The organism is Methanobrevibacter sp., assembly GCF_045636185.1.
Classification (GTDB): domain Archaea; phylum Methanobacteriota; class Methanobacteria; order Methanobacteriales; family Methanobacteriaceae; genus Methanocatella.
In genome coordinates this window covers 12,514-27,008 of the sequence record NZ_JAZTXC010000058.1, presented here as the reverse complement: position 1 = coordinate 27,008, position 14,495 = coordinate 12,514, and the positions used below count along the sequence as shown (strand labels likewise).

Annotated in this window: 11 protein-coding genes; 2 read left to right on the top strand and 9 right to left on the bottom strand. The window is 32.9% G+C overall.

What is annotated here, in order from left to right:
* Positions 1-335: 335 nt before the first annotated feature.
* The 9 genes from ACKI3Q_RS03605 to ACKI3Q_RS03565 form a co-directional block, all read right to left on the bottom strand.
* The gene (locus ACKI3Q_RS03605; RefSeq protein ID WP_407414345.1) at positions 336-2,978 is read right to left on the bottom strand and encodes a PEP/pyruvate-binding domain-containing protein; all 2,643 of its coding nucleotides are present in this window, start codon (positions 2,976-2,978) and stop codon (positions 336-338) included.
* 97 nt (positions 2,979-3,075) lie between these two features.
* Positions 3,076-4,563, bottom strand: a complete 1,488-nt coding sequence (locus ACKI3Q_RS03600; protein WP_407414343.1) for a glutamate synthase-related protein — start codon at positions 4,561-4,563, stop codon at positions 3,076-3,078.
* Complete coding sequence (locus ACKI3Q_RS03595; protein ID WP_407414341.1) at positions 4,564-5,637, bottom strand: Coenzyme F420 hydrogenase/dehydrogenase, beta subunit C-terminal domain; 1,074 nt, start codon at positions 5,635-5,637, stop codon at positions 4,564-4,566. It lies immediately after the preceding gene.
* 11 nt (positions 5,638-5,648) lie between these two features.
* Positions 5,649-6,302 (bottom strand): tributyrin esterase, encoded by a 654-nt coding sequence (locus ACKI3Q_RS03590; protein WP_407414339.1) that lies wholly within the window; start codon positions 6,300-6,302, stop codon positions 5,649-5,651.
* A 15-nt stretch (positions 6,303-6,317) separates the two neighbouring features.
* On the bottom strand, positions 6,318-7,235 hold the full coding sequence (locus tag ACKI3Q_RS03585; protein ID WP_407414337.1) for a glutamine amidotransferase: 918 nt from the start codon (positions 7,233-7,235) through the stop codon (positions 6,318-6,320).
* A gap of 373 nt (positions 7,236-7,608) precedes the next feature.
* Positions 7,609-8,946: a type I glutamate--ammonia ligase gene (gene glnA, locus ACKI3Q_RS03580; protein WP_407414335.1), complete on the bottom strand. Its 1,338-nt coding sequence runs from the start codon at positions 8,944-8,946 to the stop codon at positions 7,609-7,611.
* Positions 8,947-9,248: 302 nt separating this feature from the next.
* A complete protein-coding gene (locus ACKI3Q_RS03575) occupies positions 9,249-10,844 on the bottom strand; it encodes an ABC1 kinase family protein (protein ID WP_407414333.1) in 1,596 nt (531 codons plus the stop codon).
* Positions 10,845-10,856: 12 nt separating this feature from the next.
* A complete protein-coding gene (locus ACKI3Q_RS03570; RefSeq protein ID WP_407414331.1) occupies positions 10,857-11,363 on the bottom strand; it encodes a DUF308 domain-containing protein in 507 nt (168 codons plus the stop codon).
* A 204-nt stretch (positions 11,364-11,567) separates the two neighbouring features.
* The gene (locus tag ACKI3Q_RS03565) at positions 11,568-12,587 is read right to left on the bottom strand and encodes a M24 family metallopeptidase (protein ID WP_407414329.1); all 1,020 of its coding nucleotides are present in this window, start codon (positions 12,585-12,587) and stop codon (positions 11,568-11,570) included.
* Between the two features lie 52 nt (positions 12,588-12,639).
* Between ACKI3Q_RS03565 and ACKI3Q_RS03560 the strand changes: the two genes are divergently transcribed.
* Both ACKI3Q_RS03560 and ACKI3Q_RS03555 read left to right on the top strand, forming a co-directional pair.
* Entirely contained in the window at positions 12,640-13,284 is a 645-nt protein-coding gene (locus ACKI3Q_RS03560; RefSeq protein WP_407414327.1) for a site-2 protease family protein, read from the top strand.
* 1 nt (position 13,285) lies between these two features.
* On the top strand, positions 13,286-14,491 hold the full coding sequence (locus ACKI3Q_RS03555) for a YcaO-related McrA-glycine thioamidation protein (RefSeq protein WP_407414325.1): 1,206 nt from the start codon (positions 13,286-13,288) through the stop codon (positions 14,489-14,491).
* Positions 14,492-14,495: the final 4 nt, after the last annotated feature.

Below are 14,495 nucleotides of genomic sequence, written 5' to 3'. Positions count from 1 at the left end.
TATAATTACACTTTTAAATTTCATAGAGTTATTATTGATTTTAAACTATATAAAACCCAAGTTATGAGTTAAATCAAAATTATGAAGTGTTTAAAATATTTCCTTAAAATAAGTATTTCAATTTATTCAAAATATCAATTTTGAGAAAAATTTAAAAAAAATATATGAAAAATAGCCCTATTGAAAAAATAAAATCAAAAACCCAATAAGGCCATTAATCACAGAAATTTTGTCATACATTTTTTATTTGAAAACAAATCAAATAAATAGGCATATGTCCCACCCTTCCGCCCTAAAATAATGAAATGTTTTTCATTACAACATATGCACTCTAATTATTTGAAGATACATAATGTTTCATCCTTATTCATATCATGATATAACTCGGCTTTATCTTCATCAAAGTCTATAACCTGTATCATATCATAAACATCATCATTTAAATTAGGATTTATATCTTTTAGGATATTTTGATGTTCAAAAATCATGTCTTTGTTGAATTCTATCTTTTTCTCATTTTCAAATAATGCACCATAATATATTTCGGCTTCAACTAAATCCTGGAACATATGGCTTCCAAAAGATAATTCAGGCATATAACCGACTTCACTATATGCTTCTTCTAGAATTGCAGAGAAATGGCTAATGTCTGCAAATACAACTGGAATACCCAATTCCGGAGAAGACGTACCAATTCTTCCTGGAACAATCAAAATAGCTCTTTTATCATTATTTTTGCAATAAGTGTTTACATCACTAATTACACGAGATATTGAGCTTTTCTGAGCATAAGGATATTCATAATATTTGTGGGGGTCAACATAGCAAATCGTATCTATCGTATTCTTTCTTGACATACCCATGGAAGATTCCTTGATATGGAAGAAGACATTTTTATCTTCAGGCATCTCAATAGCTTCATTATTTGTTGAAACCTGAAGAGGGCGACATTGCAGCAGGTTTATGTTGAATGAACTGTCTTCACCAACATTGACTGTATATTCAATGTCCACAGGGTAGTCATATGCTGTTTCTAATGTATTTAAGATTATTTTCATATCCTCAATAAATTCCTGATTCTTTACAATTCCCTCACAGTTAACAAATACAATTTCACGGCGTTGGCCACGTTCACGAAACATCCTCTCTGCTTCACGGTCATGCTCGACCAAAACTCTTTTTGCATATCTAGGAATTACATCCAACCCGTCATCAACAGGAATATCGTGCAAACTAATGTTTTTAAAGTCAATGACATCCAAATAATGTTGAGAATATCTGTGCTTTTCTTTTATATCCTTCATTAGGGTTACTTCAGGCTTATCAAGATTGATGATTCTAGGATAATCTTTTTTTGTCCTGTCGACAGCTTTCGTACCGAGACCCATTACAAGTCTCAGCATACCTTTGCTGTTATCCATGTCCGGAAGTGGAGAGTATGGGCTGTATGAAAATCCTACACCTGCAGCGGTAGGGAATAGATAGTCTCCATAATAGGAACCTGAAACTCTTTGAACAAGAAGAGCCATCTGTTCATCAGTATCATCCAAACCGTTTATTTTCCTATATTCCAAAGCAGAAATATTCATTGTACTTGAATATACCACTTTTACTGCATCTTCAAATGCAGCCAAACGTTCTTCAAGAGATCCTCTATTTACACAAAATACAGATTCATATTTACCTGCAAATGCATTTCCATATCCATCTTCAAGAAAACTGCTTGACCTGACAATTATTGGGTTTTGCCCGAAATAATCCAGTATATGGATAAATGCTTTCTTAATCTCATCTGAAAAGGTACCATTCTTAAGGCCTTCCTCCAGCTCTTTTCCGTATTTATAATAACCTTCCTTGGTTCTCTGTTTTACCCGAAGATCCCACAAGTCATTTGAAACTATGTATGTGTAAAACAAATCTGAACCTATATAGAACGAATCATCAGGTTCAAAAGTATTGTTGTATATATCAGGACAATTTTTTTCAATTATCTTTCTTGCCAAGAGCATTCCACATGTTTTACCCCCGACTAATCCGCTGCCTACACGACGGTCATAAATTGTAAGATAATCCTCAAAAGTAAAGTACTCCTTAATTTTAGAAAGCATCCTTTCGTCTTTCGTCATCATCAGCTCACAAATCTTTTCACATTCATCGTCCATATTCTGGCCTTCCTCATACTTCATTCTAACCTGAAGCATGTATCTTTCCCAACTGTCCAAGGTTCGTCCATCCTGATATTTATCAGAATTTATGGTTTTATAATATTTGCTGACCTCCTGACCGTCTTGCAAGACTTTAACGGAACCCGTTTTAGGGTTGAATTTATGTCCCAAAAACATGGTTTGTGAATATCTGTTCCATACCTTCAGCGGAGCAACATAGAGTTCATCTGGAGAATTTGAGTATACATTTAGTAATAGCTGTGTAGTTTCACGAATTTTGGCTATAGCCTCATATGAATGCCTACCACGAATAATTGGGAAAAATGCTACTGTATCCAGTTGAAATAAAAATGGACAAGTAACTTTAAAGAAATTACCCATCATCAAATCCGTTGACCAAACTGCCTGAAGGTCACTTAAACAGTCAAAAACATAAAATGCGTCAAAACCTTCCTTTTCTATAATCCTGTGAACTTCCAAAGTGAATGTTTCAAATTGGTTATATGGATTTACCTGATATATCTTAATTCCATCACGTTCTATCATGCAAAATTCAGTATCAGGATTATTCTGTTCAATTTCAAGCAACTTAAAATCTTCTTCATCCATTTCAATTAATGGAGGATGATTAGCAAATCTGATGTATATTAAATTTCTATTGTCTTCTTTTGCCTGCTTTACATAAGGATCGACAAAGTAAGAAAATTCATGCAAATTCGTAACATTCCATACTACATTATCTCCCAAACGAATATTATCTAAAGCTTTATCAAGTCCAGGAATTCCTGATTTGATTCTATCGAATGCGGCCATATTAATATCTCCTAATATTTATTTAATTTTTTAAAAATCCAATTTCATTCCGAATTTTATATTTTAATATTTTTAACCACCATAGTAACATTAATAATTAATATCGTTTGCTCACCATTGGTACTCCCGTTAATTGTGAAGCTTCCATAGTTAATGCAACAAGATCTTGACGTTCAAGATTTTCTATATCGGTATTTCCTGCCTGCTGAGTTAAAGATGTTACTTCCTGAGTCATTGCTTCTATATAATTTGCAACTTGCTGACCTTTTCTTATAGGGTCCAATCTTCTTCTAAGCACTCTTTCCTGTGTTGCAATACCTTTCGGACAAATACCTTCAGAACAGCTCTGACAAACCTTACAGCCTATTGAAATCAAAGCAGATGTTGCAATATATACTGCATCTGCACCTAAAGCTATTGCTTTTGCCACATCAGCTCCAGACCTTATTCCTCCAGCAGCTACAAGACTTACTTCACTTCTTAAATTTATGTCTTTAAGAGCATCATCAGCTTTAACTATTGCCTCTATTGTAGGAATACCTGAATGTTCAGTAACTACTTCAGGTCCGGCACCGGTTCCTCCCTGCATACCATCAACTACAATTATATCAGCACCTGCTTTTGCTGCAATTTTTACATCTTGTTCTACTCTACCAGAAGCAAATTTAACGATGATAGGTATCTTCCAATCAGTTATATCCCTTAACTGATTAATTTTCATACCTAAATCCTCAGGCCCGACAATATCCATGTGTCTTGCAGGACTTAATGCAGAGGTTCCTTCAGGAATATTACGAACTCTAGCTACTTCCGCAGTTACTTTATGTGCAAGTAAATGTCCACCCATTCCTGATTTTGCACCCTGACCAATTTTAATTTCAACAGCTTCTGCACTGTTTAGATAACTGGCTGAAACTCCAAAACGGCCTGATGCATATTGGGCAATTAGTTTATCAGCATAACGCCTTTCTTCAGGAAGCATTCCGCCTTCACCGGTGTTGGTTATTGAACCTACTTTACTGCTTCCAATAGCTAAAGCTATTTTTGCTTCTTTACTTAATGCACCAAAAGACATTGCTCCAATCATAATTGGAGTATCTATTTCAATTGGATTTTCTGCAAACCTATCTCCAAGAACTACTGAAGTCTTACAGGATTCTCTGTATGAATCTATTGGAGGCCTTGATACCTGTGCAGGCAATATGCTTAAATCATCAAATGTCGGGATTTTTCGAGTTAAACCACAACCACGTACTTTATAGGATCCTGTTTGGCTTTTACGTTTAATTTCAACCATTGTTGAATTTGACCATACTCCCCTACCTTCATCAACGAGAGGTCTGACATATATTGCATGAGTCGGACACATTTCTTCACAGATTTTGCATCCCACACAATTTTCCTGATGAATAGGTAGCGGTTCGTCATTAATAACTTCATATACTCCGTGAGGGCAATTTGAATAACAGCTGTAACAGTTTTTACATGCTGACTTTTTAGGGTTATCACATAAATACCAGCAGCATCCAGGCCTATCATTATTCTGTTTACATATTTCCAGCTTTCTTTCAACAGTAAATGACATCTAATTTACCCCCTCTTTTATATTCCTTAACGGCTTGAATACAGGACAAACTGAATATTTTGTTCCTCCTGATTTAACGACCTCATCGATATCACTTGTCATCTTTGCATAAGGTTTCCATGCCAGATAATCATCCTTATCAACAATGACGGCTTCCGTAATAATATCATTAGTTAATAAATAGTCCAATAATGTTGTTACAATGGAACCGTCCTGACCTTGGCTATGTTTTGAAGATCTGACTGTAAATACTTTAATAAAGTCACCGATTGCTTTTGAACTGTCATTTCTTAAACTTTCAGGTATGAAAGTTCTTGGACAAACTGCAAAACATGCATGACAATCATCTGGACATTCCCCTCTCATTATCGGTTTCGTATCATCAATTGTTATTAAATTATCGGGACATGCATATTCACATGCTCCACAAAGCACACATGCACCAACATCAATGACATTAGACTTCAAATCTAAGAATTGGGATTCTGAAATTTCTTTATTGATTGAATCATCTGATTTATTTCTTTGATACAATACAGGCCTTGCCAAAAATTCCCTTTTTTCTATATTTTCAAGATTTTTGTTTATTTTAGTATCTGCAATTTTATTCAGCAAATCAAATTGTGATTCAGTAAAGTCCTTTGCTTCGATGAAATTTTGTTCTATTGCTCCATTAACAATTTCTTCACCTTTTTCTGTTCTGATTATTAATGTTGACCATCCATCCTCTGATCCTATGGAACCTACTGAAATATCTGATGTTTCTGATGTCAATTCGACACATATATTACAGTTTTTTCTGATTATCCTTTTGGCTATTGAAAGCGGTATTTTTACCGTTTCTTTAGTTTTTAATAATAAGAATACAAAACCCTTATCTATTTGGAATTTTTCAATATCATCCATCTTCAAATCATACTCTTCCAAGAGATTTTCAAAGTATTTATATGAAAAATTTTCCATACAAAACAAGCCCAGTTTAACATCAATAGGGCTATCCGTATAATGTTGCAGTTTGGATGCTGCCATAATCTCACATGGTGTTCCAACCATAGCTATTCTATGTTCGCTCATTTTTTTAGCTCCTATTGTATAGTAACGATTTTCTTAAAATTCACATAATCTTCATCAGCTATTTCAAAACCGTATTCAGTCAAAATTTCTTTTAATTCCTTTTGATCATCAAGTGTGGCTTTTTCCATAGCAGCATTCTTTCCTAGACTTTTAACATCTCCAAGAACATATATGGTTCCCCTCATAATTGATTCACCGACATCATCGGTTACATCACCCAGTATGATAAGTCTTCCACCCATCATAAGCAATCCAGTCATGAATCCGCTATTTCCACCAATTATGACTGTTCCACCTTTCATGATTTCTCCAGTTCTTGAACCTGTGCTTCCTTTCACTATTACTGTTCCACCATAGATTCCCTGTCCTGCACCATCTCCAGCAGTACCTTCAATAATCAGTTCCCCTTCGGTCATATTATCTCCAGCAAACCAACCGGCATTTCCTTTGATGTGAATCTTTGGTTCGTTGACCATTGTTCCAACAAAATAACCAACAGAACCATTTATTTCTATGCTTACATCTTCAGTTAAACCTGCACAGATATTGTGTCTGGAATCAGGATTATCAATAATGAGCTTATCATGAAATACTGCCTGTTCTTTTATGGTGCGATTTAATTCTTTCTCATCCATATTATTTGCATCAATAACATATTCTTTCATAGATAAAACCCCTTGTTATATAGTGTAAGCTCTTGTTTCACCAGGAGCTATTTGCTCTATTTGATCAGAATCAACTACATCATGCAAAGCCATTTCTTCTGAAGCCACAGCAAAGATTTCATCAGTTTCAACCATTACTCCCGGCCTAAGACCAAGTTTATCCTTTGCAATACCAATACCGTTAGGTGTTCCTACCAATATTGAGAAAGGACCATCCAAATCAATAACGGCCTGATCCAAAGCTTCTTCTAGTTTATAGCCTTGATTAAGTTTATCTGCCATATAATGAACGATACATTCTGTATCATTGAATGATTCAAAAGTGTGTCCTTTTCTCTCTAACGGATCTCTTATTTTCCAGTAATTAGTGATTTGTCCATTATGCACAACAGTTATGTCCGGTATGATGTAACTTTGATAAGGATGTGCATGATAGCGGTCAACACCACTTTCTGTTGCAAAACGTGTATGACCTATTCCATGGGTTCCCATCCTGCTTTTAACATCAAATCGTTCTGCAATGTCTTTTACTTTTCCTGTATCCTTTATCATTTCAAAAGAATGTGAACCGTTGATGACACGTACATTTTCCAGTTCGTCTATCTCGTTTATGCACGGTTTTAAAAGAGAAAACTTATCCAATGCTATTTTACATTTATATACATCTGAATCCCCTACAGACTCAATTAATTGCTCATCGAATATTGGACTCATTTGTGTTAATAATGATTTTAAATTATCTAATACACCTTTTCTTCTTTTAACTTCAATGTTTAATTGATAATAATTTTCAGGAAAATCTAAACTACCGTAGATTGCATAACCTGCTGAATCTGGGCCTCTGTGTTGTAATGATTCTAACATTGAAGTTAATGCTTCCCCTACAGGGTAAGATTTTTTATCTTTGTATATTACACCTGCTATTCCACACATTTTTCTACCTCCAAATAAAATATCGGTGAATACACATCATTTAAGTTAAAAACAAATTCCAGCCAATAACTTAAGTTGATTTTATTTTTAATTTAATGTTTTAGTTTTAATTCACCATATGCCTAATAAATAATATCCAAGATTACCATATGCCTTAAAATTAATAATCATGAAAATTACAGTTTTAAAATTTCTTATATGCTTAATATAATACCAATAATTCTAAAATTACTCCATATGCCTTAAAAAAATAATTCTAAAATTTTTAATATGTTTTATTTCATCATTTCTTGATTTGAAACCTCCCAAAAAAATTTAAATTAGATGGTAGTCAAATTTTTAACTGACTACCAAATGAGATAAACAAAAAGATTTATACATTTAAATACTCATCTCTTTCATAATCGAATACCTGTATTCTGTAAGAATCCCATTCAGCCCTTTTGATATTGTAGAACTGATTAAATACTTTTTCTCCAAGAGCATCTTTAACTACATCATCTTCTTCTAATGCATGATATGCTTCCCATAAACTGGTAGGCAAGTTGCCAATTCCTTTTTGGAGAATTTCTTCTTCAGAATATGCAAATAAGTTTTCTTCAGTTGGTTCACCAGGATCGATTTTATTATCCATACCATACAAACCTGCTTCAAGCAATACTGCAAATGCTAAGTATGGGTTACATGATGGGTCAGCGGATCTGCATTCGATTCTTGTACCTAATCCACGAGATGCAGGAATTCTTAATAAGGTTGACCTGTTTTTAAAACCGTAAGCAATGTAACATGGTGCTTCATAACCTGGCACTAAACGTTTATATGAGTTGACTGTTGGAGATAAAATTGCTGATAGAGCCGGTGCATGTTCCAATAATCCTCCAATGAAATATAATGCTTCCTGTGATATTTGAGTTTCAGTATCAGGGTCATAGAAGATGTTTTTCCCGTCTTTAAATAGACTTTGATTACAGTGCATTCCACTACCGTTAATTCCCAAGAATGGTTTTGGCATGAATGTAGCTTTAAATCCTAAATTATTGACTAAAGCTTTAACAGCTTCTTTAAATGTAATAACTGCATCAGCTGTTTTTAAAGCATCTGCATATTTAAAATCGACTTCATGTTGTCCTGCTGCCACTTCGTGGTGACTTACTTCTACATTGAAATCTAATTTTTCTAAACCTAATACGATTTCTCTTCTAATGTCAGTACCTTGGTCTAGAGGTTCCACATCAAAGTATTCAGCTTCATCAGCAGGGACGTAATTTCCATTTTCATCCTTTGTTATAATAAAGAATTCAGGTTCTGGACCCATATTAAATTGATATCCTCTTTTTTCTGCTAACTGTAATGATTTTTTAAGTACTCCCCTTGGATCTCCATCATATGCCTTTCCGTCAGTAGTGAAAATATCACATATAAATCTACTGGTACCTTTTGATTCAGGTCTCCATGGAATCATTGAAAATGTATCAATATCCGGTTTTGCAAGTAAATCACTATCATTAATTGAAGCTAAACCAGCTACTGATGAACCGTCAAACAATAGTCCATCATTTACTATGTCTTCAACATCATCAGCTTTTTTAAGAGGTACTGCCATACTTTTAGGCAATCCATGTATATCTGAGAACTGTAACTTCAAAAATTTAATATCATTTGCTTCTATGGTCTTTATTATTTGGTCCAATTTTTTATCTTTTACTGACATTTTTTCACATCACTTTTGACTAAATGAATTTGATTGACTATATAGTCGGAAGGAACTTTCCTTCCGACTAATAATTTTATAACTAATGATATATAAATATTTTGAAAAAATGAAAACTAAAATTAAGACAATCTTTTCTTGATTTATCTCTGATTTTTTTGTAAAAAGTTAATTCGATAAAAATAATTAATATAAAAAAATAAAAAAAGAATATACTCTTAAAAAAATGAAAATAAGTTAATTTATAAAGTTTTTTAAAAAAAAATAAGTGTTGAGGAAGATAAATTCCTCTTAATTTAAATCTATTTAAATACGTATTTCCTAATACCCTTAATACTTAAAATTATAGCAATAATATAGCCAATTACAGAAATTACGGGCATGTCCCATACTCTTGGTCCAAATGTAACAACTGAAGAACCAATGATAAGTGCTGATATCAATGCAATTATTGAAACCTTGTCAGTAATATCAACTTCCAATTTAACTTGAAATTCTTCATTGTCAATCTTGTGAATAATCCTTGTAAGAAGTTTAGGCAATGAGTGAATCATATGTTGATACAAAAGGAAATTGCTTTTTTTGCTTTTTAAATACTTCTTAGGATCCAATCTTTCCCGGGCAATATGCTTTGCAACAGGTTTGATTGATGCGAAAACATCAATTTCAGGATCGAGATTTTGTGCAATAGCTTCAATCATTGATAGTCCTCTTGCCATAGTAACGAACTCATTTGGAAGAATAACACCATATTCTTGCATGAGTTTAAGTAACTCATCTAAAACACCATTGAAACGATTTAATTCAACACCGAAGTATCTGCCGAACAGGTCATTCAAGTCCCGTTTAAGAGTTCTTGTATCAATATCATAATCAAGGATATCCATGTACATTAACTGATTTATCAAACCGTCAATATCCTGATCAACGAACAATACCATTAGTTCAGATAAGTTTTTCTTAAATTCTTCATCAAAGACACCCATCATACCTAAATCAAGATAACATACAATATTATCTTCTAAAATCATTATATTTCCTGGATGAGGGTCCCCATGGAAAAATCCGTCAATGAATAATTGTTGAAGATATGAATCCAAAATACTTTTTGCTAAGAATTTCTTATCATATTCATCTCCAGTGCTTTCATATACCTCATTTAATTTTGCTCCGGCTATGAATTCCATCGTTAAAACTTTTTCTGTACAGTATTCTGGATAAGTAGTAGGAATATGAATATTTGGATTATCTGCAAAATTCAATGAAATACGTTGCATATTCATGAATTCATTATTATAATCTATCTCTTTGTGAATTGAACGATCAAATTCTTCCATTACTCCCGGTAGATTTATTTTTCTTAAATCCGCATTCCATTTATCCGCTTTATTGGCAACATATTTCATTATCCTTATATCAAGGTCTATTTTATCAGTAATTCCTTCCTTTTGGATTTTAATAGCAACATGTTCACCAGTGATTAATGTTGCTTCATGAACTTGACCAATAGATGCGGTTGCTAAATGTTCATGTGAAAAATCTTTAAATAATTCATCAATGTTACCGTTAAGTTCCCTTTCAACAATTGCCTTAATTTCCTCATAGGATATGGCGGGATTATCATCTTGTAAGTTGGCTAGTTCATCTGCAATTTTATCCCCAACCACATCCGGCCTTGTACTTAACAGCTGACCTAACTTAATAAATGTAGTTCCTAAATCCTGAAGCATTAATCTTAATTTTACAGGAATATCATCATCCAATAAAAGATTATGTACCTCTTCATCCTCACCAGGACGTAATTTACTTTTTGCCGTTTGACCTAAAATCTTATCGAAGCCATATTTTTTCATAGCTTCCCTAATTTCGCCCAAACGTTTCTTTGTCTCTTTATCCATATTAATCACCAATTATTCTAAATTACCTGCCATTCCACCAATTATAAAGAAGTCGATTCCTTCTAAAATTAGACATATTCCAACGAAAATAGCTGCATATAATGGCTGTGCAATTGAAGCGCCAGCAAAGTAGATAAATATTATGCCCAAAATGATAATTAATAATGATGTGAGTTTAGATATCATTTCAGGTCCATAGATAATACCAAAAATACCCATAAATATCATTACAAATGCAATTAAATAAAATTGAAATGCCACAAAGAAAGATAATGCATCTACTCTATAAATAAATAATATTCCTAACAATATTGAAAGAATCCCCAATATTATATTAATTATTGAAACATGAGCCAGTATGCTCCATACAGAAAATCCATTAATAATTGAAGCAAAACCGAAGCATATTAAACATATAGCTGCAATCCAGGATACGGCTTCAGCACTATAAAATGGGTAAACTATAAAAATTATTCCCAATATTATTAATATAATTCCAAGTATTTTATTATAATCCATATAATCACCATTATTTGAATATATATAAAATATTTATAATTTTTCAATAAAAAAGTTTCGATAAAAAAACAATCATCATATGAAATTAGTTAATTGAACATCTCTTGCTTAAATAAATTTAAAAAAATATAAAAAAACATTATTAGTATTACATAGAATCAGAATAGAAAATACTAATAATTAATTAAAATATCAATAATATTATTAAATTAATGGTAAATCTCCGATAATTCTAGCATTATTTTCAATAACTACAGTATCTTCCAGACGAACTCCAAATTCTTCTTCAAGATAAATTCCTGGTTCCACTGTTATTACCATACCTTTTTCAATTATTGTATCATCACGAAAAGAAAATCCTGGAGTTTCATGAATATCCAGACCTAAACTATGACCTGTTGAGTGGATAAATTGATCGCCATAACCATATTCTTTAATGATGTCTCTTGAAACATTATCTATTTCACAGCATTTAAGTCCCGGTTTAATGGATTTAATGGCTTTATCATGAGATTCACGAACAATATCAAAAATTTCATGCTCTTTTTCTGTATAAACAATAGTTCTTGTATTATCAGAACAATAACCATTATATTTAGCTCCCCAATCAACAAGTATAGGCGTTTCCAATTTTTTATGCTGAGGCACTGCATGAGGAAGGCTTGTATTAGATCCGCTGACAAGAATCGTATCGAATGACTCTTTTGATGCCCCATTTTCTATCATCAATCTGACCAAATCAAAAGCTAAAACATCTTCAGTTTCACTTCTTGAAGAGACATCCAATTGACGAAAAGCCGTCTGTGCGATTTCAGTAGCCTTTTCTATATTTTTAATTTCTGAAGGAGATTTTATCATCCTTTGCTTATCAACATATGTTTTTGATTCTATTTTAAAGTCATCCTTAAACTTTTCATAAGTGCTGTAAGCCAAACTGGGTTCGATAGCAAGATTTTTAATCCCTTCCTCTTTAATTTCTGAAATCATTGTTTCAAATTTCTCATATTCCTTAACTTCAATTGAAGAGTCCCTGTTTGCAATTTCCATATCCATCTTTGAAGCATATATGATTGGATTATCTTTTATTATGCAAAAAGCGAAACTGGTCGGTTTATAATCAGAAATATATTCAATATTAGTAAATTGTGTAAGCAGATAAGCCTGATTATTATCTTTTTCCATATCTTTTAAAATATTATCCAAATGAAGTTTATTATAATCCATGATTAAATATTTAGAAAAAACTTTTATATATAGAATTAGATATTTAAACACTATGTTTAAAATAACGACAAGTGAATTAAGAGATTTGATTATTGCATTTATTTTTATTTCTCTAAGTTTTTCAATCTTATATTCTGGCAGAAATGTAGAGATGCTAAAAAGCATTTTTCCAGTTACAATGATAGGATTAGGCTTAGGGTTTATATTGCACGAATTAGGCCACAAATTCACTTCAATGCATTATGGTTATTGGGCTGAATTTAAATTATGGCCAGCAGGATTGATTTTTGCTTTAGTATCCTCATTTTTCGGTTTCGTGTTTGCAGCCCCAGGAGCAGTTTATACTTATGCAGGATCTTATTTGGATGATAAAACAAATGGAATAATCTCTATTGCAGGTCCTGTTGTTAATATTGTTCTTGCAATAATATTTTTACTTATAGGAGCAGCCATTTACATTCCTGCACATAATAATAGTACAATGCTATTTATATTCATCTCATGTTGCTTAGGTTTTCAAACCAACAGTTATTTAGCTGTTTTTAACTTAATACCTATTTGGAATCTAGATGGATCCAAAGTATTAAGATGGAATGTTATAGTGTGGATTATTACTATTGCTATTGCAGGAATTATGACATATGCATCCATGACAATAGGTGCTGAAAATATAATTAGAATGATTATGGGATTGTAAAATGACATCAAAAGAAATCAAATATTTTAAAGGGACACACAGAATAATTCCTCCAAGTGAGACAATTGAAAATAATGAGGATAAATGCAAAATTGCAGGTATTACCCGCATTACTGAAATCACACATCTGGACAGAATTGGACTTCCTGTATTCTCAGCCATCAGGCCAACTTCCCAGGAGGGTGCAATTAGTATTTATGGTGGTAAGGGAATAAGTGTTGAACATGCAAAAGCATCCGCCATGATGGAAGGTTTTGAGAGATATTCTGCTGAAAAGCAAGATGAAAATACAGTTACTGGAACAGTATCTGAGATTTCCAGTAAAGGAAATATTATCGATATTGAATCATTAAACTTACCTAAAGACTTTAAAAAAGAAAATATCAATTCATTAAATCTTGAATGGAACAGCTGCCGTGATTTAATCAATGGTGAAGATTATTATGTCCCTTCCAATGCAATCTATCATCCATACACTGCAGATGATAATTCCGTCCGAAGCCTATTCAAATCAAATACCAATGGCCTTGCTTCCGGAAACAGCCTGGAAGAGGCTATACTGCATGGTATTTTTGAAGTTATTGAAAGGGATGCATGGAGTATTTTTGAGCTGACCCATAAGAATTCCAAGCAAATTGACTTGAACAGCATTGAAAGTGATGTTGTTAATGATGCGCTTTCAAAATTTAGTGAAAATGAAATCAATATCAAATTAATGGATTTGACGGCTGACATCAATGTTCCAACAATAGCTGCATCAGCAGATGATACGCTTCTGAAAGATGCAGGACTTTTAACATTAGGAATTGGTACGCATTTAGACCCCGAAGTTGCAATCTTAAGAGCATTGACTGAAGTGGCTCAAAGCAGAGCAACACAGATACACGGCGCACGTGAAGATACAGTCCGAGCTGATTTTGCAAGAACTGCAGGCTATGAGCGTATGAAACGTATCAACAAGCATTATTTTGAAGACGAAGATGAAAAAATCAATCTAAGTGACATTGAAAACAGAAGCACAGATTCCATAACAAAAGATATTGATATTGTTTTAGCTGAATTGAAAGCAAATGAAATAGAACATGTATTATACTATGATTTAACACGTCCTGAACTTAATGTCAGTGTTGTAAGGGTCATCATTCCAACAATGGAGTTATATTCTATTGACCAGAGCCGTGCAGGATACAGATTTTTAAGAGTATGATATT